The following is a 25,649-nucleotide window of genomic DNA, read 5'->3' on the forward strand; positions in this document are numbered from 1 at the left end:
GCATATTCCTCTGTTTGAAGTCTCTTCATTCTGGCAATGCTAGTCATAGAGTTGGAGAGTAACCCAAAACGGAGGGATATCGGATGAAACAAATCTTGTTGATCACCGACGGTTGTTCCAATGTAGGCACAAGCCCCGTGCTGGCTGCTGCGGAAGCGCGGGAAGAGGGAATTACGGTCAACGTGGTCGGTGTTATTGATTATGGAACCATTGGTGAGTTGGGCAGTCGGGAGATCGAGGATATTGCCAAAGCCGGAGGTGGAATCAGTCAGATCGTAGGCACAAGACAGCTTGCTCATACGATGCAGATGATGACAAGAAAAACGGTGGTTCAGACCATTCAACAGGCGGTTAATAGAGAGTTAACACAAATTTTGGGAGAACACGAGCCGAAAACAGTAACAGACCTTGAACCGGCAAAACGGGCGCAGGTTGTTGAAGTGATGGATGATATGGCCGAGACAACGCCACTTCAGGTCGTGCTTCTCATTGACGTGAGTGCCAGTATGAAGCCGAAGCTGGCTGCTGTGGAGGAAGGGATTCGGGATTTAATGCTTAGCTTGCAGGCACGTATGGGTCAGAGCCATCTTTCCGTCTTTCATTTTCCTGGACGACATAGCGGAGAAGAAGCTGTCATGGATATCGACTGGACAGTTGATCTGAGCCGTGTTCGTTCGCTATTTGGACGTTTGCAAATGAAGGGAGCGACGCCGACAGGTCCTGCGATTCAAAGGGTGATTGATTTTTACCGTTATGGTACACTGGAGGGACAGCAGGAAATAGAAGGGAACTATCGCATTGAAAGAGAAGGGATGCTCGGTGACAACGTTGTCTGACGCCTCTTTCCCGCCAGGAACAGTCATAATAGGGAAATGGAATCGCAGCCGTTATACGATTCGGAAGCTGCTGGGCAAAGGAGCCAACGGCATCGTTTTTCTTGTCCAGCGGGGTGAGAATGGCAAACATTATGCGCTTAAAATGGGATTTGACCCTGTAGATCTGCAATCGGAAATTAATGTGCTCAAATCTTTTCAATTACAGCGTAATCATGAGGCCCTTCGGCAGAGCGGTATTCCTTCCTATCTGAAAGATGTGGATGACTACGCCATTCGTGGTCGTGACATTCCCTTTTATGTGATGCGTTACGTTCGGGGGGAGTCTCTGCACCACTTTATTCGGCGACAGGGAACGGACTGGACACTTCTGGTTGGGCTCAGACTCTTGCAGAAGCTGGCTCAATTGCATCAGGCTGGATGGGTATTTGGCGATCTTAAACCCCAAAATGTACTGGTATCCGATTATGGGCAGGTAGAGCTTATCGACTACGGTGGAGTGACATCCATTGGCCGGAGCGTCAAGCAGTTCACGGAATGGTATGATCGCGGATTCTGGAATGCCGGTAGCCGGACAGCAGATGGAACCTATGATGTGTTTGCTTTTGCGTTATTACTCATTCATGTACTTGAAGCCGATGCACTCAAAGCGCTGGCTGCAGAAGGACTACCACAACTTCGAAGTGTGAACCAGCTCACAGCCCTCGTGGAGCGCAGCGAACGCCTGCGTCCATTTCGCAACTGGACCATTCAGGCATTACGAGGTCAGTTTCAGGATGCGGGACAAGCGGCTAAAGTCTGGAAAGAGATGATGGCACGCCCTTCTCCTCTTCGTCGCCGTTCCAAAAGTACTACACCGCGTTGGCTCAAAAATGCATTTGCTGTATCCGTTATATTACTTATTGGGGTACTCATCTATGCACTGCGATTCTGACCTGTGAGCGTGCATATACATAACGTAAGGAATGAGGAACAGGTATGGAGGCTTTACGCTGGAACAAGCTGGTGAATAACGTGCTGGATGCAGCGGAAGAGCATCAGTTATGGGTTCCCGGGGATCGGATTGTCGTCGCAGTATCGGGCGGGCCGGACTCGGTAGCTTTTTTGCATATCATGCATGAGATCAGTATCAGGCATGTCCCGCTGGAATTGATTTGCGCCCATGTACATCATGGGTTTCGGAGTGAATCCGATCATGAAGCCGAGATGATGAAGGAACTTGCACACCGGCTTGGCATTGCCTTTGAATGGGTGAAGGCCGATGTACCTTCTTATATGAAGCTTACCGGTCAAGGTCCTCAAGAGGCTGCGCGCAACAAGCGATATGCGTTTTTGCATGAAGTGGCAGCCAAATATGATGCGGCGAGCATTGCACTGGCCCATCATGCCGATGATCAGGCAGAGACGGTAATGCTCCATTTGCTGCGTGGTAGTGGTCTTTCCGGTCTCGCGGGAATGAAGTTTAAAAGGCGAGAAAAAAATGTGGAACTTATTCGTCCATGCCTTCGTATAAACAAGACAGACCTTGTAGAAGCTTGTAATAACCAGGGTTTTCTGTATTTTAATGATGAAAGCAATTCCCTGCGTAAATATCGGCGTAATGCCATTCGCTTGGATGTGCTTCCTTTTTTGGGGCAATATAATGGACAGTTGACGCCGTCTTTGAATCGACTTGCCGAAATTGTGGGTGATGAAGACGATTTCATGGAACAAGGTGCATATGACGCATACAGGTGTCTAGTGCAGGCGAACGGCGGAAGGCAAACCTTTGAGGTGCCTTCCTTTTTGAAGTTACATGTCGCTTTACAACGAAGGTTGATTAAACTAATATTGAATTATCTGCCTTTGGACAGTGATTTTGTCGACTTTACCCGTATTGAAACCATTCGCCGCAAGGTTATTCAGCCTGATGCGACGACCTGGAGCCTGGATATAGGACAGACACTCGCCTGCACCCGGGAGTATGATCTGATTTCTTTCGGCATACGGACTGACGTACAGGGTCAATCTTACGAATATCGTCTTGCTCAATGGAGCGGAACTTATGAGCTTTCTCTCGCGGAAATCGACCGGCATGTTCGGCTCGTTCCGATGATTCCCGAGGACTATCATGTACCGGAATCGGCGGATCATGCCGCATTTGATGCGGATCAACTGCTTATGCCGCTGGTTGTGCGTTCACGGTTACCTGGAGATACCATGAAAGTGATGGGATTAAACGGAAGCAAAAAGGTGAAAAATATTTTCATCGATGAGAAAATTCCCCCTTCTGTCCGTTCACGGGTTCCCGTGGTATGTGATGGAGCAGGCAATATCATCTGGTTACCGGGTGTTCGCCGGTCTAGTGTAGCTCCTGTCAGGGAGGATACTTCCGCAATCCTGTACATGACTGTAGGCGATTCAGCGATTCAGGGGTAGTGGTTATGGTTCAGGTAAGGCTTTCATATGTATAACTTAGGAGGTTCGCACAGTTGCAGAACGACATTCAGGAAGTATTGATCAGTGAAGAAGAAATTCAGAGTAAAATCAAGGAATTAGGCGCAACAATAAGTGCCGAATATGCAAATCGCAATCCTTTGGTCATTTGTGTGCTCAAGGGTGCGTTTATATTTATGGCTGATTTGGTTAAGAACATTACGGTACCTGTTGAGATGGATTTCATGGCAGTATCGAGCTATGGCGCTTCCACCAAATCATCTGGCGTGGTTAAAATCATTAAGGATCTGGATGAATCCGTTGAGGGACGCGAGGTTCTAATTGTAGAGGACATTATTGATAGTGGACTCACGCTCAGTTATCTGATCGAACTCTTGCAGAACCGCGGTGCTGAATCCGTCCGTGTGGTTACGCTATTTGACAAGCCTTCAGGTCGCAAAGTCGAACTTGAAGCCCATTACACCGGCTTTGACATTCCGGATGCATTCATCGTTGGCTACGGCCTCGATTATGCCGAGAAGTACCGGAACCTCCCTTATATCGGGATTCTGAAACCGGAAGTTTACAGTAACTAATGCTAAAGCTAGTTCCAAGCCCATATCTGTTGGTGGCTTCTGTTGAGAAGCTATGTCGGGCTATGTTAAAATAATTAAAGTGTCTCGAGAGGAGGTAGGGGATGAATCGGTTCATCCGGAATTCTGGTTTTTATTTGATTCTTTTTTTAGTTGTGGTGGGGATAGTCCAGTTCGTCAGCAATGGCGGCGAAGCCACCGATAATCCTAGATATGATCAGTTGCGCACGGCGATCAAGGCCAATAACGTCTCTGAATTGACGGTTCAATTCAACGGTCAGACGTACCTCGTGACCGGTCAATACAGGGAGAAGCCTGACGGAGCCAAATCAGAAAATTTCTCAACGTATATTCCTCCTACGGATGAGGCAATTAGTGAGCTTGTAGTTGCAAGCGAAACAAACAAATTCCAATATCATCAGGAGCCTATGAAAGGTGACAGCATCTGGTTGACGTTGCTGACTTCCTTTATTCCTTTGATCATTATGTTCCTGCTGTTCTTCTTCCTGTTTAATCAGGCTCAAGGCGGCGGCGGTAAAGTAATGAACTTTGGTAAAAGCCGTGCCCGTCTTTATAACGAAGAGAAGAAACGGATTACGTTTGAAGATGTTGCGGGTGCTGACGAAGAGAAGCAGGAGCTTGTTGAAGTCGTGGACTTCCTCAAGGATCCTCGTAAATTCGCAGCAGTAGGTGCACGAATTCCTAAAGGCGTATTGCTTGTAGGCCCTCCGGGTACAGGTAAAACCTTGCTCGCTCGTGCTGTTGCCGGTGAAGCAGGTGTACCATTCTTCAGCATTTCCGGTTCTGACTTCGTTGAAATGTTTGTCGGTGTCGGTGCATCTCGTGTGCGTGACTTGTTTGAAAATGCGAAGAAAAACGCCCCATGTATCATCTTTATCGATGAGATTGATGCTGTAGGACGTCAGCGTGGTGCTGGTCTTGGTGGTGGTCACGACGAACGTGAACAAACACTCAACCAGTTGCTCGTTGAAATGGATGGTTTCGGAGCCAATGAAGGTATTATCATCGTTGCAGCTACGAACCGTGCAGACATTCTGGACCCTGCCTTGCTGCGTCCAGGACGTTTTGACCGTCAAATTACGGTGGATCGCCCTGACGTGAGAGGTCGTGAAGCTGTTCTGAAAGTACACTCACGCAACAAACCACTTACCAAAGATGTGAAGCTGGACATCATTGCGAAGCGTACTACAGGATTCTCCGGTGCAGATTTGGAAAATCTCCTGAATGAAGCGGCATTGATTGCGGCACGTCGTAATCGGAGAGATATTTCCATGAAAGAAGTTGACGAGGCGATCGACCGTGTCATCGTTGGTACGGAGAAGAAAAGCCGTGTTATCAGTGACCGCGAGAAACGTATTGTTGCTTATCATGAAGCAGGCCATACCATTGTAGGTTACTTCCTTGAACATGCCGATATGGTACATAAAGTTACCATTATTCCGCGCGGACGTGCGGGTGGATATGTAATCATGTTGCCAAAAGAAGATCGTATGCTTGTTACCAAGCAAGAATTGCTGGACAAAATTACTGGACTCCTTGGCGGTCGTGTTTCCGAAGAACTGTTTATCGGTGAAATCGGTACAGGTGCTTACAGTGACTTCCAACAAGCGACGGGTATCGTCCGTAGCATGGTTATGGAGTACGGTATGAGTGAGAAGCTGGGACCTATGCAGTTCGGTAGTTCGCAGGGACAGGTATTCTTGGGTCGTGACATCGGTCACGAACAGAATTACTCGGATTCCATTGCTTACGAGATCGATCAGGAAATGCAACGCTTCATTAACGAATGCTATGAGAAGTGTAAAGACTTGCTCGTTAAGCATTCGAAAGAAGTGCATCTGATTGCTCAGACGTTGCTGGAAGTGGAGACATTGGAAATGGATCAGATCAAGCAATTGATCGAGACAGGTGCCCTGACTCCAAAAGATGAGAACAGCAACGATGGAGAAGGCACGCCTAGCGAAGGCGGAGAAGCGATCATCGACAACATCGGTGATGTACGCGTCCGTATCCAAGGCAAAGATGAAACGCCTGAACCACCAGCCGGAGATATTCCTAACGAAGCTCCGAATCTGGACAAAGGAAGCAGTAATGACCCGGATGATGGTGGGACGAAGCCAACATCTTAATGTATAACAACCATCTGTCTATAGTGACAGATGAAAAAGAGAGCCCGCGGGCTCTCTTTTTTTATGGATTGATTCAAATTGTAGAGATAATGATAACCGGGAGCTTTAGGGCGTACTACGTAGGAAATGGGCGGTTATGCCCTTGTTCTGGGTCGTTTTCATTTATTGACAGAGTCGTGAACGTTGTGTACATTAGGTGTTAAACCGCTTGTGATTCGTTTCTCAAGCGAAAATAACGACTTGGATTTGCCATATGAAACAGCGTATGAGGCTGTCCCGATAAGGAGAGGATCACAGGTGGAAGCTCTGGCTTTAGAGCGCAAGGCTGAGATGAACCGGGAGCTGCGCGAGCGGCTGATGGAGTTGAAGAAGGAACGGAATGCCATTATTCTAGCCCATTATTATCAACGTGACGAGGTGCAGGAGGTCGCTGACTTCCGGGGAGATTCGTTCCTGTTGGCTCAGAAAGCAGCACAAACGGATGCGGATGTTATCGTTTTCTGTGGGGTTCATTTTATGGGTGAAAGCGCTAAAATTCTTGCTCCTAACAAAACGGTGATTATCCCTGACGAGCGTGCAGGCTGCCCAATGGCAGACATGGTGAACGTTGAAGGCTTACGTAAATTGAAAGCACAGCACCCGAATGCCAAAGTTGTAACGTATATCAATTCATCAGCTGAGATCAAGGCGGAGACCGACATCTGTTGTACATCGGCCAATGCTGTCAGAGTCATTCAATCTGTTGATTCCGATGAAATCATCTGGGTGCCAGATAAAAATCTGGGACATTATGTTCAACAACATACAGACAAGAAAATGATTATCTGGGAAGGTTACTGCAATACCCACGATATGCTGACGGTTAAAGACGTGGTTGAGATGAGAGCGAAGCATCCTAATGCCGAGTTCGTTGTTCACCCGGAATGTCGTCCTGAAGTTGTCGAGATGGGTGATTTCGTAGGTAGCACAACCGCCATTCTGGAATATTGTAAAAATTCGTCCGCTAAAGAATTTATCGTAGGCACCGAGGATGGTACAGGATACCAGCTGCGTCTGGATAGCCCGGATAAACAATTCCACTTTGCTACCAAGTTCCTCGTATGTCCGAACATGAAGGTTAATAACTTGAAAAAGCTGGTTAAATGTCTGGAAACGATGAAGCCGCAAATTTACGTGCCACCAGCCGTTGCAGATAAAGCCAGAGAATCACTAGAGCGCATGTTACTGGTGAAGTAGCATGCGCTACTCTTGCTCCAAGACAGGTGAACTAACATGATACCGCAATATTTAGTGGATTTTGATCTGTCCGCGCTGCCGATGGTGGAGACGGATGTGCTGGTTATTGGTTCAGGCATTGCTGGTTTGTTTACTGCGATCAAGGCGAGCGAACAACGCAGTGTGTTGATGATCACGAAGAAGTCGTTACTGGAAAGTAACACCCGGTATGCGCAGGGGGGCATTGCTGCGGTTATTGCTGAGGATGATTCACCTGCCTACCATTTGCAGGATACACTTGTTGCAGGAGCGGGATTATGCCGCTCCGAAGCAGTAGAAGCATTGGTGAACGAGGGCCCGGACGGAGTTAAGGAACTGATTCGTCTGGGTACTTTGTTTGATCTGGAGAACGGCGAGTTGGCGTTGACGCAGGAGGGTGCGCACAGCCACCGCCGTATTTTGCATGCCAATGGGGATGCAACGGGATATGAGATTGTACGTGCGCTGGCTGCACAGGCGAATGAACATCCTGGGGTTGAAGTGTGGGATGAGCATTTTGTCATTGACCTGATTACAGAGCAGGGAGAATGTATAGGTGCGTTGGTTCAGAAGGCTGATGGTTCGCAAGTATTTGTGAAGGCAGAGGCAACCGTACTATGCTCTGGCGGGGCTGGGCAATTGTATCGATACACAACTAATCCGGAAGTGGCCACTGCAGATGGTGTGGCGATGGCCTATCGAGCCGGAGCGGTTGTCCGGGACATGGAGTTTATTCAGTTCCACCCGACCTCCCTTTGTTATCCAGGCGCACCACGCTTCCTGGTGTCCGAGGCTGTACGTGGCGAAGGAGCCTATTTGCGCAATGTGAAAGGCGAGCGCTTCATGGAACGGTATCATGCGCAGCTTGAACTGGCACCCCGTGATATCGTAGCTCGGGCTATCGTCAGTGAAATGGAATCGACGAACAGTACATTTGTATATCTGGATATCACTCATGAGCCGGCAGAGATGATTAAACATCGGTTTCCTACCATTTATGAGACTTGCATGCGTTACGGGCTGGATATGACAACAGACTGGATTCCAGTCGCTCCTGCTGCACATTACATGATGGGCGGAGTGAAGACGGATCTTAGCGGAGAGAGCAGTATCGGCAGGTTATTTGCCTGCGGGGAAGTATCTTCTACAGGAGTACATGGAGCTAATCGACTGGCGAGTAACTCTCTGTCCGAAGCGATCGTATTTGGACGGAGAATTGTTGATCGTATTCAGTCTCTGCCTCCGCTTGCTCCTGTACAGACAACGATTCCCGCATCAACAAGCTTTCTCAGGGGAAGACAGGAAGAGCAGAAACCGGTGTCCGAAAGACGCTTGCGTCTGCAAAAAATGATGGTGCGTCAGGTGGGACTGCGCCGAAATGGCGCAAACCTGCAAGGGGCGATGGAGAAACTGCAACAGGAATTGCAATTTTTTGATCAGAAGTTTACTCACAAAGAAGAGATGGAATATGCCAACCTTTTGACCTGTGCCTGGTTGGTTACCACGGGAGCATTACACCGTGAGGAAAGTCGGGGAGCCCACTACCGTGAGGATTTCCCGCAGCGTGACGATGCCGTGTGGCAGAAGCATAGTCTGCAGCAGCGAGAACAAGCGATTGTGGAGGAATTGATGTCATGATACTGAACGGATATAATGAAGGACTCATCGAATCAATCAAAAACTGGCTTCGTGAGGATGTCGGTGCAGGGGATGTTACCACAAGTGTGACGATTCCCGCTGGCAGTCAGTCCAAAGCTGTTATACATGCCAAAGACAATGGGATCATTGCAGGAATTACGGTAGCAGAACTGGTGTTTCAGGTAGTGGATCCCAGCCTTGTGTTCACACCGATGGTAAAAGACGGTGATACAGTTACGCATGGTACGATATTGGCTGAGGTAGAAGGCAGCACACATAGCTTGCTTACAGGAGAGCGCTTGGCTCTTAACCTGCTGCAGCGCTTGTCGGGTGTCGCTACCCGCACACGTACTTATGTGGATGCGTTGGAAGGCCTTTCTACACGACTGGTCGACACTCGTAAAACAACACCGGGACACCGCTTGCTTGAAAAATATGCAGTGCGGGTTGGTGGCGGAGCAAATCATCGATTCGGCCTCTATGATGCGGTCATGATTAAAGATAACCACATTAAGGGTGCAGGCGGAATTACCGAAGCGGTACAGCGTGCGCGAGCCGTCATTCCACATACGATGACCATTGAAGTAGAGACCGAAAACCTGGAACAGGTCAGAGAAGCCTTGCAGGCTGGAGCAGATATCATTATGCTGGATAACATGCACCCGGATCGGATGCGTGAGGCTGTTGCTCTTATTCGTGAGCAGGCTCCGCATGTGAAGGTTGAGGCATCGGGCAACGTCTCGCTAAATACCATTCGTGGTATTGCTGAGAGCGGAGTGGATGTAATTTCAGTTGGCAGGTTAACCTACTCTTTTGAGAGCCTGGATATCAGCCTGGATTTAAACGAAAAGAAAGAGGGGTGAACCTCTTTGATTCTTGTGGTAGACGTGGGCAACAGCAACATCGTACTCGGCGTGTATCAGGGCCGGGAGTTGCTCCACCATTTTCGCCTGAGCACATCCCGTCAGTCGACAGTGGATGAATACGGCGTATTGATTTATAATTTATTTCATATGTCGGGTATTTCAACACGCGACATTGAAGGTGTGATCATCTCATCCGTGGTTCCGCCACTGGTGAATGTGATTGAAGCCATGTGTGAGAAATACGTAGGCAAAAAACCGTTACTCGTTGGGCCTGGTATAAGAACCGGCCTGAACCTGCGGTATGAGAATCCGCGTGAAGTTGGCGCGGATCGCATTGTTAATGCAGTAGCAGCCGTTGAGAAGTATGGCGGCCCTCTCGTTGTGGTCGATTTCGGTACAGCGACTACATTTGACTGTATTGACGAGAAAGGAAATTATCTGGGCGGGGCTATCGTACCCGGCATCCATATCGCAACCGAAGCGCTCTATGAACGAGCATCCAAACTGCCTCGCATTGAACTGGAGAAGCCCAAGAAAGTTATTGGTCGCAACACCATTCATGCCATGCAGGCCGGCATTATTTATGGTTATGCAGGACAGGTGGACGGCATTGTGGAGCGTATTCGCGAGGAAATGGGAGCCAAACCCAGAGTCATTGCAACCGGAGGCCTTGCCAAGCTGATTGCAGAAGAAACACGCAGCATCGATGAAGTGGATCCGCTGCTTACGCTTGAAGGGCTGCGTATCGTTTATGAGCGGAACCGGGAAAGGTAAGAACAGAGACGGCAAACAGCGGGCTGGGGTTACAGTCGTATATGTTATGCCGTTTTTTCTATAACTGGCAATTACGCCAAAGGAGGCTGAATGACTTGGAAAACAACAACAAGCAAGACCGGTTAATTCGCGGTACAGCAATGAATGGACGAGTTAGAGCCTTTGCTGTGCAGACGACGGAACTGGTTGAGGAACTGCGCAGAAGACATGATACGTTTCCCACGGCTACAGCTGCTATGGGGCGTACGGTTACAGCAGCAGCCATTATGGGTGCTATGCTTAAGGAAGAAGAGAAGCTGACTATTCAGGTCAAAGGCGATGGTCCCATTGGACAGGTTGTTGCCGATGCTAATGCGAAGGGTGAAGTACGTGGCTATGTAAGCAATCCGCATGTCCATCTGCCGAGCAATAGTATGGGCAAACTGGACGTTGCTGGCGCGGTTGGAACAGAAGGATTCGTGAACGTAACCAAGGATCTGGGGCTGAAAGAGCCTTATCGCGGCAGTGTACCGATTATTTCGGGAGAACTTGGTGAAGACTTTACGTACTATTTTGCCAAATCGGAGCAGACGCCTTCTGCCGTAGGTGTTGGCGTACTGGTGGATACCGACAATTCGGTGATTGTAGCCGGTGGATTCATTGTTCAGTTGCTGCCAGGTTTGACGGATGATGAGATTACCGTGATTGAAAAGGCCATCGGTACAATGCCGCAGGTAACATCGCTGCTGGATGAGGGACATGGACTGGAGGAGTTACTTCGCCGCGTACTGCCGGATGTACATATCATGGACGAAATGGATATTCATTTCCACTGTGAGTGTTCACGTGAGCGGGTAGAGAAAACGTTGATCAGTCTGGGTCAATCTGAAATGGAACAATTGATTGAGGAAGAAGGCCAGGCTGAAGTGGTCTGCCAATTCTGTAACGAAGCTTACGATTTTAACAAGGAACAACTTGAGACCATTCTAGAGCAAGCCAAGAACTGATTCTATGCGGGGACGGGACGCGGAATGACAAGACAGGAAAAAGGGTTATGGACGGCTGTAATTGTCTTGACGCTTGGAATGCTGGTGATGGGTTCGGTAATGATTGTGCAAGGCTTGCGGACTGGACGTGATGGGGCAGATTCGTCTCAGGATGCCAATCAGGAAGATGGAAGTGCTGTAGCAACAATTAATGGCGAGGTCATCACGGACAAGGAATGGACTGAGGCTTTGAAACGGCGTTATGGCAGTGAATTGCTGCTCCAGATGCTCAACCGCAAAGCTGTCTATGCAGAAGCGGTGGACCGTAATCTGACGGTAAGTCCCAAGGAAATTGCGAAAGAAATTGCTGCGGCCATGGATGGATATGACTCGGAGAAGGCTTATTTTGACGAAATGCAGTCCCAGCTCGGTTTATCCAGGCAGGATCTTGAGTTGGTGGCGGGATACCGACTTCTGCTTGAGAAAATTGCCACAAGCGGTATCCAGATCAAGGATACAGATATCGAGCGTTACTGGAACGAACACCATGAAGACTATGTTTCACCGGAGAAATACGATCTGTCCATCATTGTGTTGAAGGAAGAGGAACAAGCAGAATCGGTACTGGATGAGCTCGACAAGGGAGCAGACTTTGAAGAAACTGCACGCAGTGAATCGACGGATAGCTACTCTCGCGATGAGGGTGGGCGGCTGGGCTGGATTGAGCAGAATGATCCGTTCCAGTCCGAAGAAATTCTCAAACTTGCCGCTCAACTGGACGTTGGCGATATTGCAGGGCCAGTGAAGGTGGAAGAGGGCTACGCCATCATTAAAGTGAACGACAAACAAGAGCGTCAGGTGCAACCTGCAGAAGAGGTCCGCGAAGAGATTCGGATGCAGCTGGCTCTGAGCCAGGCTGATCCACTGCCCCAGGTGGAGGAAAGGCTGCGCAACAAGTATGAGGCTGTCGTCATCGCTGAGATTCCGGCATCCTGAATCCTGCAAGCGCACGTATTGCTGCATCGTGATAAAAATACTCTGTCTACGGCCTTAGGGCCCAAGGCGGAGTATTTTTTTGAGTACTCATATTGACAATAGGGTATAACGTTGATAAGATAAAAATAATCAAATACCTACTCGTTTACTCGGAATAAAACGATTTATATGAACAAAGAAATCTTCGGAAACCTCAGGCCCTGTCCGGTTTGTTGTAGCGGAATGGACCCACTAACGGATTTCCGTAGTTCTTTTATAACATCTAGAGGCTGCTCGGCCACACATGTATATGGCAACAGGACTTAAGTAGTATTCATCCCACTAAGGAGGGCATTCATATGGCTAAAGTAGTTAATAACGTAACAGAACTTATCGGAGGTACTCCGCTTGTTCGTCTGAACCGTATTGTACCTGAAGGCAGTGCTGAAGTGTTCGTGAAATTGGAATACCAGAATCCAGGTTCAAGCGTAAAAGACCGTATCGCGATTAGCATCGTGGAAGAAGCGGAAAAAGAAGGCAAGCTGAAACCAGGTGATACCATCATCGAAGCAACAAGTGGTAACACCGGAATCGGACTGGCTATGGTGGCTGCAGCCAAAGGCTACAAGTCTGTTATTGTTATGCCAGAAACGATGAGCATGGAGCGTCGTAACTTGCTTCGCGCCTACGGAGCTGAGCTTGTGCTCACACCGGGAGCCGAAGGTATGAATGGTGCAGTTAAAAAAGCTGAGGAATTGCTTAAGGAAAATCCATCCTATTTCATGGCTGATCAATTTAAAAATAAAGCTAACGTGAAGATCCACCGTGAAACGACTGGCCCTGAGATTGTTGAAGCAATTCAATCTGTAGGCGGTACGTTGGATGCTTTCATCGCAGGAATCGGTACAGGCGGAACGATTACAGGTACAGGTGAAGTGTTGAAAGAAGCCTTCCCTGAGATTAAAATTGTTGCCGTTGAACCATCAGCTTCGCCAATCTTGGCAGGCGGCAAACCAGGTCCTCACAAAATTCAGGGGATCGGTGCCAACTTTATCCCTGAGATTCTGGATCAGGAAATCTATGACGAAATCATTCACATTGAAAATGATGATGCATTCGAGACTGCTCGTCAGGTAGCGAAGGAAGAGGGTATCCTGTCCGGTATTTCTTCCGGTGCAGCCATTCGTGCAGGTCTGCAAGTGGCTAAACAGCTGGGTGCAGGCAAACGTGTTGTGGTTATCGTACCAAGTAACGGCGAACGTTACCTGAGCACACCACTTTACAACTTCGAATCTTAAGATTAACAAGAGATGAAACAAGTCCTCCTTGCCCGCATGCCGGGTGTGGAGGATTTTTTGCTGAATGCTTTTAAAAGCAGCGGTGCTTTAGTATACTATCAGACAATAGAACTAGCGACAGATGGAGGCGGCAAACCGCAATGACACACCTGATGACAACATACGCCGACTGGACCGAATGGGCAGGACAAGGCTGGACCATGATGCCTTACATGATCAAGTCGGATAAGGGGCCGTATCATGGCGGTTTACCGTTAACGTGGGAAGGGGCCTGGCAGCAGGCATCCCCTTATGCAATGGTGCTGGAGAACGGTAAGGGGGGCAGGTACACCTTCCTTGGATTACACCCTGTATCCGTTATCTCCGGTAAAGGGAATGAAGCTGTTATTCACGATCTGAAAGAGGGATCCACGTCAACAGACAACGGTAAGCCTCTTGATGTATTAAAAAGATGGGCTGCGCCATACAGCGCACCAAAGGTGAGCGGGGCCCCAGATTTTGGCGGTGGTTGTGCAGGGTATCTAAGCTATGACGTAGCCAGATCCCTGGAGAAGCTGCCGACCTTGGCTGAAGATAACCCGGCTCTGCCGGATTATTGGTGGATGCGTTTTGAAGAAGTATGGGCATATGATCATGAGCAGCAGGCCTTGTTCTGTATGGTGCACATGCCTGTGCAGCCAAATCAGACGGAGGCCGATCTTCGCAGACTTTACACGGAAGCAGAAGAACGAGCAGCAGCCATGAAGCAGCGATGGCTGCATATTCTGGGATTTGCGCAGGCAGAAGATCAACAGCAGGCACTGGAGCATCGCAAAAGTCAGATCCATCGTACTCCACAGACAGCGGACTCGGAGCGAGAAACCGAAGGGTGGCATACTTCTTTTCCGCAAGAAGATTTTGAGCAGGCAGTACGTACCGTGCAGGAATATATCCGGCAAGGAGATGTCTTTCAGGTGAACTTGTCTCTGAGGCAGGAGAAGCTTCTGAAGTCCAGTCCCGAACACATCTATGAGTGGCTTCGACTTGTGAATCCATCTCCCTACATGGGAATGCTGCGGAGTCCTGATTTCCAATTGGTGAGCGGTTCGCCCGAGTTGCTCGTCAAAGTCGATCAGGGCAAGGTGAGCGCACGTCCGATCGCAGGCACACGGAGAAGAGGGCGTGATGAAGCTGAGGATGAGTTGATGGCCGCTGAGATGCTGAACAGTGAGAAGGAGCGGGCAGAGCATATTATGCTGGTCGATCTGGAGCGGAATGATATCGGACGAATTGCAGCCTATGGATCGGTCCATGTGCCGGAACTGATGACAATCGAGAAGTATTCGCATGTCATGCATCTGGTGTCTCAGGTGGAGGGAACGCTGGCCGACGGACTTTCTGTATTTGATGTAATTGCAGCGACATTCCCAGGTGGAACAATTACGGGTGCCCCCAAAGTTCGAACCATGGAAATCATTGAAGAACTGGAGCCTGTGCGCCGCGGACCGTATACAGGTTCGATCGGGTGGATGGATTACAGTGGGAACATGGAGCTGAACATCGTCATTCGCACGCTTTCCATTAAGGACGGTATGGGGTACGTACAGGCAGGAGCAGGCATTGTTATTGATTCTGATCCATATCGGGAATACAGGGAGTGCCGCAACAAGGCAAGGGCCATGATGAGAGCTGTGAATTACAGTGAGGAAGCTGAAGCTGTTAAAATAAAATAATTAAGCAACCGTTCCCTGTGTGGACGGAATGACAGGAGGAGCAAAGATATGATACTGGTTATCGACAATTATGATTCCTTCACATACAACCTGGTTCAATATCTGGGTGAACTGGGGGAGACGGTGGAAGTTCGCCGCAATGATGAGATTGATCTGGCAGGCATTGAGGCTTTGGCACCTGATCATATTTTGATCTCACCGGGTCCATGTACGCCGAATGAGGCAGGCATTAGTCTGGCGGTCATTGATCATTTCAAGGGCAGCATTCCGATCTTTGGCGTTTGTCTGGGACATCAGGCGATTGGACAGGCGTTCGGAGGCAATGTTATTCGTGCGGACCGAATGATGCATGGCAAAACATCCGAAATGCATCATAACGGCACATCCGTATTTAGCGGATTACCATCACCGTTCACGGCAACGCGTTATCACTCTCTAATCGTCGAGCGCAGCAGTCTGCCAGATTGTCTGGAGATTACAGCCGAGACGGCGGAAGGCGAGATTATGGGCTTGCGTCACAAGGAATATGCGATTGAAGGTGTTCAGTTCCATCCCGAATCCATTATTACGGATCACGGTCATCAAATGCTGCGTAACTTCCTGTCTCAGCAGGTAAAGGTATAGAGATGAAATATGCCGCGATAAACGGAGAATTGGTCAATATGGCGGCAGCCGTGGTTCCGGTGACGGATCACGGCTTTTTGTACGGACTCGGATTGTTCGAGACGTTTCGGACGTATCAGGGAGCTCCTTTTCTGCTGGAACGTCATTTGGAGCGGATGGCTTCAGGGTGTCGTGAATTGGGCATTCCTTTCACAGTAACAGCAGCGGAGGTAACGGACTGGATTAGTAACCTGTTGCTTGCTAACGAACTCCAGGATGCCTATGTCCGCTATACCGTATCTGCGGGTGAAGCCCCGCTGGGACTACCTTCAGGGGATTATGTAAAACCCAATCATATCGTATTGGCAAAAGCACTACCTGAACCCTCTCCGTCGCTTTACGAAAATGGAAAATTGCTTCAACGTCTGTCGACACCTCGTAACACGCCTGAAGGAGAAGTGCGGTTCAAATCGCTGCATTACATGAACAGTATTCTGGCGAAACGTGAACTGAACGGATACGGACAGCATGTGCAAAATGTGGAAGGGCTGCAATTAACCCGAGATGGGCATGTAGCTGAGGGGATTGTCAGCAATGTGTTCTGGGTGAGACAGGGCGTACTCTACACGCCAGCACTTGCGACCGGCATTTTGCCGGGAATCACCAGAGCCGTTGTACTGGAGCTTGCAGCTCAGCAAAGAATGCTTTTCCAGGAAGGTTTGTTCCCTTGGGAGGAACTGCTGCAGGCAGATGAAATCTTTTTGACAGGCTCTGTTGCTGAACTCGTTCCGGTTACGGCGCTGCGGGATCAGGATGGTACAGAAACGGTAATAAGCAGCGGACATATAGGCCCGGTTACAGAAGCGCTTCTGGGTATGTACCGGCAGAAAGCGGGGTATACTTCATGACACTTACACCAGTCATCTATGAACGGAATTATGCGTGGGGGCCAGCAGAGCTAAAACTTGGTACACGGACACTTATTATGGGCATTCTGAATGTCACACCGGACTCCTTCTCGGATGGAGGACGTTATACCAATGTGGAGCGAGCGGTAACTCACGCCATACAGATGATGGAGGACGGCGCGGATCTTATTGATATCGGAGGAGAGTCCACGCGTCCAGGCTCAGAGGCCGTTGGCGCCGAAGAAGAGCTCAGTCGGATCATTCCGGTCATCGAAGCGTTGCGGGAGCAGGCTCCACATATCCCAATATCGGTAGACACCTATAAAGCAGAAGTAGCTCGTCAGGCCGTTCAGGCTGGAGCGCACATCATCAATGATGTGTGGGGTGCCAAGGCTGACCCTAGAATGGCACGCACTGCGGCAGAACTGGGATGTCCTTTGATCCTGATGCACAATCGGCAAGAACGAGACTATACGAATTATCTGAATGATGTGGTCCGTGATCTTCAGGAGAGTGTACAGATTGCGCTGGAGGCTGGAGTACATCCCAACCAGATTATTTTGGACCCGGGCATTGGATTTGTAAAAGATCTGAACGAAAATCTGGCGCTCATGTCATCGCTTGGGTTGCTCAATGAGATGGGGTATCCCGTTCTGCTGGCAACATCGCGTAAAAGGTTCATCCAGAACACCTTACAGGTGCAGGCGAATGATGCGCTGGAAGGTACAGCTGCTACGGTTGCCTTTGGCATAGCGCAAGGCTGCCAGATGGTTCGGGTTCATGATGTGAAGCCGATGCGGCGCACGGCGGACATGTGTGATGCCATGCTGTATGCATCTCCAGGCTTGCGGAGGAAATGATGCTGACGGGTCCGGTGACCCGTCCAGTAGAAGCGCAGCGTTTTGCAATGGAAACGAACATAGAACCATGATTTCATTATATATAGAGGGCAGGCGGAATTTATGGATCGAATGGTATTGCATCGAATGGAGTATTACGGATATCACGGCGTATTTGCCGAGGAACGGAAGCTGGGGGCGCGTTATTATATTGATCTGGAGATCGATATGGATCTGGGTGAGGCTGGGCGTAACGATGATTTGACCAAAACCATCAATTATGCAGAAATCCATGAGCTGGTGAAACAGATCGTTGAACATAAATCATTCCAGTTAATTGAAGCTTTGGGCGAACATATTGCATCTTCTTTACTAGACACTTATACTATTATCAATGCATTGACAGTCAAGGTGACGAAGCCGCATCCGCCGTTCGATATTCATTTTGGGGGCGTAACTGTAGAGCTTCGCCGCACAAGAAAGTGAGAACCGATCATGATTGCACATTCGACCTCTGAATCTTCAGAGGCTTATATTGCTTTAGGGGCTAATTTGGGTGACAGGGAACAGACGCTGCTTGAGGCGTTAACGTTGCTGGATGCACATCCTCATATATCCGTCCTGCGCTGTTCTGCGCTGTATGAGACGGAACCGGTAGGTTATGTGGACCAGCCAGCATTTCTGAATATGGCAACTGCGGTACAGACTACACTTTTGCCGGAGCAGCTGCTCACGGAACTACTGGATATTGAAACACGGCTTGGACGGGTTCGTGATATCCGTTGGGGCCCTCGTACAGTCGATTTGGATCTGCTTTGGATGGATGGAGAGACGAGTGATACCGAACGGCTGCAATTGCCGCATCCACGGATGGGTGAACGGGCATTTGTATTGGTGCCACTGGCTGACATCGTAACCGAAGATGAGCATTCAGGTTTGTATACCTTTGTACAATCATCGTTGTCTGTACTGGATGGAAAGGATGGAATACAGCTTTGGAAAACGTGCAATTGGCCAATCGAATCCGGGCTTTCCGGAAGCTGAAAGGTTTAACACAACAGGAGCTTGCTGCCGAGACGGGCATATCGCTGGCCATTCTGGGTATGATTGAGCGAGGCAACCGTAAAGTAGCAGAACGGGAGCTCAATCTTATTGCGGGGGTACTGTCGATTAGCATTGAGGAATTACAGGGAAGTTAGCGCCGTTTTTTACTAATAAGAAAACATCGTCATCATTCGTTGATTTTATACTTTATACAGCAAGAAGCATTAAGAAACTAAACACAACCAGGATTCATGCAAAAGTCGGATTTAAAAAGGAGTGGAACGACTACCGTGCTTAAAATAGGTGACATTGAAATGAAAAACCAGGTCGTACTTGCGCCGATGGCTGGCGTGTGTAATCCGGCTTTTCGTCTAATTGCAAAAGAATTCGGAACAGGCCTCGTATGTGCGGAGATGGTGAGTGGAAAAGCCATCGTGCATGGTAACAAGCGGACACGTGAGATGTTGTTTGTAGATGAGAGGGAGAAACCGCTGAGCCTGCAAATCTGGGGGGGAGATCGTGAAGCCCTCGTAGAAGCAGCCAAAATTGTGGACAAAGAAACCAATGCTGACATCATTGACATCAACATGGGATGCCCAGTGCCAAAAGTGACGAGCTGTGATGCAGGTGCACGGTGGTTGCTTGATCCAAACAAAATTTATGAGATGGTATCCGCTGTAGTGGACGCGGTAGATAAGCCCGTTACAGTCAAGATGCGGATCGGCTGGGATAACGAGCATATCTTCGTGGTTGAGAATGCACTTGCGGTTGAACGCGCTGGCGGACAGGCGGTAAGTGTACACGGCCGTACACGTGAGCAGCTCTACACAGGTACAGCAGACTGGTCGCACATCAAAAATGTTAAAGAGGCTGTCTCCATCCCGGTTATCGGGAACGGAGATGTATCTTCACCGGAAGATGCCCGTCGTATGCTGGATGAAACGGGTTGTGACGGAGTTATGATCGGTCGTGCTGCTCTGGGTAACCCATGGATGCTGTATCGCACCATTCAATACTTGAGTTCCGGCGAATTGCTTCCTGACCCGAATGGGGAAGAGAAGATTCGGGTTGCCATTTTGCATATGGACCGCCTGATTGCATTGAAGGGTGAGGCTGTTGCTGTGCGCGAGATGCGTAAACACCTGGCTTGGTATCTGAAAGGTCTGAAAGGATCTGCCCGCATCAAGGACGTTATTATGGAAGAAACCAAACGTGATGAGATGGTGCATATTCTGGAGAACTTTGTAGGTCAGCTGCATATGGAAGGGAATCTGGAGTCAGAACCGGCGTAGCTGAAAATGCATCCTGATCTGCTGCTGTAAAACGTTTACAGCCGTAGGGGGTGTAACATTGACTTTTCGAGACCGTTACCCTATAATTTCACAGTATAAATTCGCCATGTGCGTCATAAGGCTAGTGCATCAGGAGGAACGTTCTGTTTCTCCGGAGAACTTCATATAGTTTTGAAGATGTATGCGGGCGGAGCTCTGTAAACAGCACTGGTTCCGTTGCCGTGCAATCAAATTATTCCCATGACAGGAGAATCGGTTGAGATGAGCGATAAGGAAGTTATCCTTACACCAGAGGGACTTAAGAAGCTTGAAGAAGAACTGGAAATGCTGAAATCGGTGAAGCGCCGCGAAGTGGCTGAACGGATTAAGGTAGCCATCGGGTATGGAGATATTAGTGAGAACTCCGAATACGAAGACGCGAAGAACGAACAGGCTTTCATTGAAGGCCGCGTTATTACTTTGGAGAAATTGCTCCGGAACGCACGGATTATCAACAGCGACGAGATCGATACCGAAGCCGTAAGCGTGGGTGCAACAGTTACTGTAGAAGATCTGGAATTCGGTGATATCACGGAATATACAATTGTAGGTACTGCGGAATCCAATCCGCTGCAGAACAAAATATCGAACGAAAGCCCTGTTGGCAAAGCCATCCTGGGTAAGAAAAAAGGTACGGTTGTTGATGTAAGTGTGCCTGCTGGCGTAATTCAATATAAAATTGTAGACATCAAAAAGTAATTTAAGCAATGAAGCAGTCGGGTACGGAGACAAAAGCTTCCTTAGGGAAGCTTTTTTCAACATTTGAGGCAGAATACCTCGGAAGATGCCTGCAATGTAAATAAGGAGATGAATATAGATCATGACGGATGAAGTCTTGAATCAGGAAACCGAAACCGAACTAAGTGAGCTTTTACAAATTCGCCGCGACAAATTGGACGAGCTCCGCAAATTGGGGATCGACCCTTTTGGCCAAAAATACGTACGTACGGAAGAAGCCGGCTCCATTCTGAAGAAGTATGAAGAACTGACTAAGGAAGAGCTGGAAGAGAAGCACATCGAAGTCAGTATTGCCGGACGGATTATGGCGAAGCGGGGAATGGGTAAAGCGAGCTTTGCACATATTCAGGACCTGAGCGGCAGAATCCAGATCTATGTTCGTCAGGATACTGTGCCGGAAGATAAATACGCCGCGTTCAGCCTGCTCGATCTGGGGGATATTGTAGGTGTTTCTGGGGTAATCTTCAAAACCAAGACAGGTGAAACTTCGGTTAAGGTGCAAAATCTCGAAGTATTGTCCAAGTCACTTTACCCACTTCCGGATAAATATCATGGACTAGCGGATGTAGAGCTGCGTTACCGCCAGCGCTATGTAGACCTGATTATGAATCGCGAAGTGCAGCAGACCTTTGTTACTCGTTCCAAAATCATTCAGTCGATGCGCCGTTACCTGGATTCCCTGGGCTATCTGGAAGTGGAAACTCCGACGCTGCACACCATCGCTGGTGGAGCCGCTGCGCGACCATTCATTACGCATCACAATGCGCTTGATATGGAATTGTACATGCGGATTGCGATCGAGCTTCACTTGAAACGTCTGATTGTAGGCGGTCTGGAGAAAGTATACGAGATCGGCCGTGTATACCGTAATGAGGGGATGTCGACACGTCATAACCCTGAGTTCACGATGATTGAGCTTTATGAGGCATATGCCGATTATCAGGATATCATGCGTTTGACTGAGAATCTGGTTGCTCATATCGCACAGGAAGTGCTGGGCACGCAAGTTGTCCAATATGCAGACTATCAAGTGGATCTTACGCCACAATGGCGCCGTGTAACGATGGTAGACGCGGTTAAGGAAGTTGTAGGCGTAGACTTCTCCGTGCATATGACGGACGAGGAAGCTCACCGTTTGGCGAAAGAACATAAGGTTCCGGTTGAAAAGCATATGACATTTGGTCATATTCTGAATGCATTCTTCGAACATTTTGTAGAAGAGACGTTGATTCAGCCAACCTTTATCATGGGACATCCGGTTGAGATTTCCCCGCTGGCGAAGAAAAGCGATGTAGATCCACGCTTCACGGACCGCTTCGAGCTGTTTATCGTTGGACGTGAGCATGCCAATGCCTTTACGGAGCTGAATGATCCAATTGATCAGCGTCAGCGCTTTGAGGCACAATTGCTGGAGAAAGAACACGGAAATGACGAAGCACACGAAATGGATGATGATTTCATCCGTGCGCTCGAATATGGTATGCCACCAACAGGTGGACTGGGGATCGGTATTGACCGTCTGATCATGTTGTTGACCAATTCGCCGTCCATTCGTGACGTACTGCTCTTCCCGCACATGCGTCCTCGTACACAGGATTAAATAAGGAACGTTTAACTCGTTCATAATAGAAGAGGAACCTGCCGTTCAGTATGATGCTGCTGGCAAGTTCCTCTTTAGGTTTACATAGGCATCGAAGTGATAGATTCGTCGAAACAACATGAATGCCATAAGTATGGTGACAGATCTTCTTGCCTACCTGTTTGTATTACGTTAAAAGAGGTGCCCTTCATGAAGTTTAGGCTTCACATTGCTAAATTCCTATCACCCCCACTGATTCTGGTTGGTGGTTTTATGCTTATTATCACGATCGGTACGATTCTGCTCATGCTGCCCATCTCCAATCAAAGCGGCCAGCATTTGGCGTTTATTGATGCGCTGTTTACGTCTACCTCTGCCGCATGCGTGACCGGGCTGGTCGTCGTGGATGTAGGAACAACCTTCAACCTGTTTGGTCAAATCGTGATTATGGTGCTTATGCAGCTAGGTGGACTTGGCTTCATGACTATCGCAACGTTGTTTGCATTGGTATTGGGCAAGCGAATCTCGCTTAAGGACAGGCTGCTGCTGAAAGAGGCTATCAACGCTGACAGTATGGAAGGCATCGTACGTATTATCCGCAAGGTGCTAATCTTTTCGTTTACCATTGAAGGGGTGGCTGCTGTTATATTGGCCCTACGCTGGGCAACGGAAATGCCTTTTTGGCAGGCGTTGTATTATGGTGCTTTTCACTCGGTATCATTATTTAATAATGGTGGTTTCGATCTGTTCGGTAATAGTTTTCAGCATTATACGGGAGACTGGTTGTTTAATGTAACAGCTTCCGTGCTGGTTATATCCGGGGGACTTGGCTTTGTGGTATTGAATGATTTGTTTGAGTACCGCAAGCGTCGTCGTTTATCATTGCATTCCAAATTGGTATTGTCCGTGTCAGGTGCGCTGATTGGTGTGGGTGCAATTGTTCTGTTTGTATTTGAGTTCACCAATGGGCACACACTGGCTTCTCTTAGTTGGAGTGAAAAGATCTACGCCTCCTTCTTCCAGTCTGTCTCCACACGTTCGTCGGGTACGAGCACCATTGATATTGCCGAGATGAGACAGGCTACCCAGTTCTTCTTCATTCTGTTGATGTTTATTGGGGCATCTCCGGGATCAACCGGGGGCGGAATCAAAACAACAACGTTCCTGATCATGATTGGAGCGGTGTATGCCATGATTCGAGGTAATAAAGATATCGTGTTTTTCCGTCAACGTGTACCAAAGGAGCTGCTGATGAGAGCGTTGACGATTATTATGGTTTCCTTGATCATATTCATGGTTGTGGTCATGCTACTACTTACGACAGAGGATGCACCGTTCCTTTCACTTATGTTTGAAGCGGCCTCGGCGATTGGTACAGTTGGCCTGTCGGTAGGAGTAACGCATGAATTAACGGTATGGGGAAAAGTAATTATCGCCTTCACGATGTTTATAGGACGGATTGGGCCTCTAACCATCGCATACGCGCTTCGTCCACGCAAAGAGAAAAAACTGTATCGCCATCCGGAAGGCCGGATTATTATTGGATAAAAAGAAAAACCGTCACGCATCTAGGACACTAACCCTATTATGATTCATTAGGTTAGTCACAACTGATGCCTGACGGTTTTTTTGTTTCATAAGAAGCATTTACTCGGCCCTGCTGTGTGAGGGATAGAGCTGTATTAATCTTGTGACCGAATCTCTTATTCTGCATCCCGGAATAACGTTGCAAGATGCATGGTAAGGATGTCCTCCATGATCTTGCTGTTCATCTGGTCAGGACGAAGAATCGCATGGATTCCCAAACCGTCCACCAGAGCGTACAGTCGTTCAATTTCCAGCTCCTTATCGAGACCTGTTCGGGAGAGATTGAGATCCATGAGGTAGGTAATAACCGTAGCCATCGCGCGTCTGAGTTCGTCATATACTTTGTCGGCATGCTCTTTGAGAGCGGGTTCGGTCTTGGATTTGGCTGTAAAAGCGTACCACACCTCCATTTCGGCCATTTTTTCATCCGTATTTGGCAAGAGTTCTAACAACATAAGCTTCATATTCTCCAACGGGGAAGCATCAAAGGACATCTGTGTGATTCGGTTCGAAACCCGTTCGGATACCAGATTCATTGCGTATAGGAGTAGTTCCGATTGGGTTGAGAAGTAATGGCGCATAGATCCGGCTGAAATACCAGCTTCTACGGCGATATTTCGAACGGAGGCTTGTTCCATGCCATCTCTGCGGATGACGCGCCAGGCTGCTTTGGCTACGAGTTGGCGTTGTTTGTCATGATCAACTATTTTAGGCATAAAAAGATTATATCATTGTTGATTATTATAATACAAACGTGTTAAATTGTATTTAATACATTTGTATTATAAAAGGAGTGGATTATTTGATTGCCTATTTTATTATTGGATGTGAGATTGCTTTCTGGGTATTTGTCGCTGCAGGTCTGAGTGTGCGTTATCTGCTCGGGATGAAACGTACAGGGATCGCGCTATTAATGGCGACACCCATTGTGGATGTTCTTTTAATGGTTGCGACGGTGATGGATCTTCAACAGGGTGCTACAGCAAGTATGGTTCATGGCATTGCCGCTATATATATAGGCGTGAGTATTGCCTATGGTCATCAGATGATCGCTTGGGCTGATCGTTACTTCTTGTACTGGTTCAAAGGTGGAGAACATCCTCGCAGCAACAAGGTGTACGGTAGCGAGCATGCTAGTCGTGAGAGAGTAGGATGGTTTAGACATCTATTGGCTTGGAGCATAGGTAGCTTGTTCCTGCTCGCAATGATCTGGTGGATTGGTGACGCGGAGCGTACTGCGGCATTCTCTAATCTCATAAGAGTATGGGGAATCGTATTGGGGATCGATTTTATAATCAGCTTCAGTTATAGCTTATGGCCGAGGAAGATGCCTGTGAAGAAAATGAAGTAACATGGAATTGTATTAAGCAGGAATCACGCGGATCATCCATGGAAGATAGGATGATCTGCATGATAAACTTTATTGAAAATAAAGCTTGCGTTCCGAAACTGTACATGGTATATTCTAAGTCCGGCCAAGAAAACACGAGAAACACGGTGCGGCAAGCGAAACGAATAAGATTCGAAAGAAACTTAAAAAAAGAGCT

Annotated in this window: 27 protein-coding genes; 26 read left to right on the forward strand and 1 reads right to left on the reverse strand. The window is 48.4% G+C overall.

What is annotated here, in order from left to right; genetic code table 11:
- The first annotated feature begins 83 nt into the window (after positions 1-83).
- The 24 genes from QP794_RS31100 (at position 84) to QP794_RS31215 (ending at position 24,063) form a co-directional block, all read left to right on the forward strand.
- Positions 84-836, forward strand: a complete 753-nt coding sequence (locus tag QP794_RS31100) for a vWA domain-containing protein (RefSeq protein ID WP_285080623.1) — start codon at positions 84-86, stop codon at positions 834-836.
- A complete protein-coding gene (locus QP794_RS31105; protein WP_285080625.1) occupies positions 820-1,767 on the forward strand; it encodes a serine/threonine protein kinase in 948 nt (315 codons plus the stop codon). The genes QP794_RS31100 and QP794_RS31105 overlap by 17 nt, the downstream gene beginning before the upstream one ends.
- 44 nt (positions 1,768-1,811) lie before the next feature.
- Complete coding sequence (tilS, locus tag QP794_RS31110; protein ID WP_285080626.1) at positions 1,812-3,251, forward strand: tRNA lysidine(34) synthetase TilS; 1,440 nt, start codon at positions 1,812-1,814, stop codon at positions 3,249-3,251.
- A gap of 53 nt (positions 3,252-3,304) precedes the next feature.
- The gene (hpt, locus tag QP794_RS31115) at positions 3,305-3,844 is read left to right on the forward strand and encodes a hypoxanthine phosphoribosyltransferase (protein WP_024633729.1); all 540 of its coding nucleotides are present in this window, start codon (positions 3,305-3,307) and stop codon (positions 3,842-3,844) included.
- 101 nt (positions 3,845-3,945) lie between these two features.
- On the forward strand, positions 3,946-5,991 hold the full coding sequence (gene ftsH / locus QP794_RS31120) for an ATP-dependent zinc metalloprotease FtsH (RefSeq protein WP_094938994.1): 2,046 nt from the start codon (positions 3,946-3,948) through the stop codon (positions 5,989-5,991).
- Positions 5,992-6,288: 297 nt separating this feature from the next.
- On the forward strand, positions 6,289-7,227 hold the full coding sequence (gene nadA, locus QP794_RS31125; RefSeq protein ID WP_024633731.1) for a quinolinate synthase NadA: 939 nt from the start codon (positions 6,289-6,291) through the stop codon (positions 7,225-7,227).
- Between the two features lie 36 nt (positions 7,228-7,263).
- Positions 7,264-8,883 (forward strand): L-aspartate oxidase, encoded by a 1,620-nt coding sequence (gene nadB, locus QP794_RS31130; RefSeq protein WP_285080627.1) that lies wholly within the window; start codon positions 7,264-7,266, stop codon positions 8,881-8,883.
- The gene (gene nadC / locus QP794_RS31135) at positions 8,880-9,746 is read left to right on the forward strand and encodes a carboxylating nicotinate-nucleotide diphosphorylase (protein ID WP_285080628.1); all 867 of its coding nucleotides are present in this window, start codon (positions 8,880-8,882) and stop codon (positions 9,744-9,746) included. The genes nadB and nadC overlap by 4 nt, the downstream gene beginning before the upstream one ends.
- A gap of 6 nt (positions 9,747-9,752) precedes the next feature.
- Positions 9,753-10,523 carry a type III pantothenate kinase gene (locus QP794_RS31140; protein WP_024633734.1) on the forward strand — a complete coding sequence of 257 codons (771 nt, stop codon included), beginning with the start codon at positions 9,753-9,755 and terminating at the stop codon, positions 10,521-10,523.
- Between the two features lie 95 nt (positions 10,524-10,618).
- Entirely contained in the window at positions 10,619-11,509 is an 891-nt protein-coding gene (gene hslO / locus QP794_RS31145) for an Hsp33 family molecular chaperone HslO (protein WP_285080629.1), read from the forward strand.
- A gap of 24 nt (positions 11,510-11,533) precedes the next feature.
- On the forward strand, positions 11,534-12,484 hold the full coding sequence (locus QP794_RS31150; RefSeq protein ID WP_285080630.1) for a peptidyl-prolyl cis-trans isomerase: 951 nt from the start codon (positions 11,534-11,536) through the stop codon (positions 12,482-12,484).
- A 338-nt stretch (positions 12,485-12,822) separates the two neighbouring features.
- Positions 12,823-13,761 (forward strand): cysteine synthase A, encoded by a 939-nt coding sequence (gene cysK, locus QP794_RS31155; protein WP_285080631.1) that lies wholly within the window; start codon positions 12,823-12,825, stop codon positions 13,759-13,761.
- A gap of 12 nt (positions 13,762-13,773) precedes the next feature.
- Positions 13,774-13,905, forward strand: a complete 132-nt coding sequence (locus QP794_RS31160; RefSeq protein WP_285080633.1) for a hypothetical protein — start codon at positions 13,774-13,776, stop codon at positions 13,903-13,905.
- Positions 13,902-15,473 carry an anthranilate synthase component I family protein gene (locus tag QP794_RS31165; protein WP_285080634.1) on the forward strand — a complete coding sequence of 524 codons (1,572 nt, stop codon included), beginning with the start codon at positions 13,902-13,904 and terminating at the stop codon, positions 15,471-15,473. Before QP794_RS31160 ends, QP794_RS31165 begins: the two co-directional genes overlap by 4 nt.
- A gap of 48 nt (positions 15,474-15,521) precedes the next feature.
- Complete coding sequence (gene pabA, locus QP794_RS31170) at positions 15,522-16,097, forward strand: aminodeoxychorismate/anthranilate synthase component II (RefSeq protein ID WP_024633739.1); 576 nt, start codon at positions 15,522-15,524, stop codon at positions 16,095-16,097.
- A 2-nt stretch (positions 16,098-16,099) separates the two neighbouring features.
- Positions 16,100-16,984: an aminotransferase class IV gene (locus QP794_RS31175; RefSeq protein WP_285080635.1), complete on the forward strand. Its 885-nt coding sequence runs from the start codon at positions 16,100-16,102 to the stop codon at positions 16,982-16,984.
- Positions 16,981-17,844, forward strand: a complete 864-nt coding sequence (folP, locus tag QP794_RS31180; protein ID WP_285080636.1) for a dihydropteroate synthase — start codon at positions 16,981-16,983, stop codon at positions 17,842-17,844. The genes QP794_RS31175 and folP overlap by 4 nt, the downstream gene beginning before the upstream one ends.
- 102 nt (positions 17,845-17,946) lie before the next feature.
- Positions 17,947-18,309 (forward strand): dihydroneopterin aldolase, encoded by a 363-nt coding sequence (gene folB, locus QP794_RS31185; RefSeq protein ID WP_285080637.1) that lies wholly within the window; start codon positions 17,947-17,949, stop codon positions 18,307-18,309.
- Positions 18,310-18,318: 9 nt separating this feature from the next.
- Complete coding sequence (folK, locus tag QP794_RS31190; protein ID WP_024633743.1) at positions 18,319-18,867, forward strand: 2-amino-4-hydroxy-6-hydroxymethyldihydropteridine diphosphokinase; 549 nt, start codon at positions 18,319-18,321, stop codon at positions 18,865-18,867.
- Complete coding sequence (locus tag QP794_RS31195; protein WP_029881414.1) at positions 18,819-19,022, forward strand: helix-turn-helix domain-containing protein; 204 nt, start codon at positions 18,819-18,821, stop codon at positions 19,020-19,022. The genes folK and QP794_RS31195 overlap by 49 nt, the downstream gene beginning before the upstream one ends.
- A gap of 135 nt (positions 19,023-19,157) precedes the next feature.
- A complete protein-coding gene (gene dusB / locus QP794_RS31200; RefSeq protein ID WP_285080638.1) occupies positions 19,158-20,159 on the forward strand; it encodes a tRNA dihydrouridine synthase DusB in 1,002 nt (333 codons plus the stop codon).
- A gap of 261 nt (positions 20,160-20,420) precedes the next feature.
- Positions 20,421-20,897 carry a transcription elongation factor GreA gene (greA, locus tag QP794_RS31205; protein WP_076292137.1) on the forward strand — a complete coding sequence of 159 codons (477 nt, stop codon included), beginning with the start codon at positions 20,421-20,423 and terminating at the stop codon, positions 20,895-20,897.
- 121 nt (positions 20,898-21,018) lie between these two features.
- Positions 21,019-22,536, forward strand: coding sequence for a lysine--tRNA ligase (lysS, locus tag QP794_RS31210; RefSeq protein WP_053778900.1), 1,518 nt, complete (start codon positions 21,019-21,021; stop codon positions 22,534-22,536).
- 189 nt (positions 22,537-22,725) lie between these two features.
- Entirely contained in the window at positions 22,726-24,063 is a 1,338-nt protein-coding gene (locus QP794_RS31215; RefSeq protein WP_285080640.1) for a TrkH family potassium uptake protein, read from the forward strand.
- Between the two features lie 155 nt (positions 24,064-24,218).
- On the opposite strand, the gene QP794_RS31220 is transcribed toward QP794_RS31215, so the two are convergent.
- The gene (locus QP794_RS31220; RefSeq protein WP_285080641.1) at positions 24,219-24,818 is read right to left on the reverse strand and encodes a TetR/AcrR family transcriptional regulator; all 600 of its coding nucleotides are present in this window, start codon (positions 24,816-24,818) and stop codon (positions 24,219-24,221) included.
- Positions 24,819-24,895: 77 nt separating this feature from the next.
- Between QP794_RS31220 and QP794_RS31225 the strand changes: the two genes are divergently transcribed.
- Together QP794_RS31225 and QP794_RS31230 are read left to right on the forward strand one after the other, a co-directional pair.
- Positions 24,896-25,453, forward strand: coding sequence for a hypothetical protein (locus QP794_RS31225; RefSeq protein ID WP_350338907.1), 558 nt, complete (start codon positions 24,896-24,898; stop codon positions 25,451-25,453).
- Positions 25,417-25,649: hypothetical protein (locus QP794_RS31230; RefSeq protein ID WP_285080643.1), on the forward strand; the 233-nt coding region annotated here is incomplete at its 3' end. The genes QP794_RS31225 and QP794_RS31230, both read left to right, overlap by 37 nt.

This window comes from Paenibacillus sp. UMB7766-LJ446 (genome assembly GCF_030226665.1).
GTDB lineage: Bacteria > Bacillota > Bacilli > Paenibacillales > Paenibacillaceae > Paenibacillus > Paenibacillus vandeheii.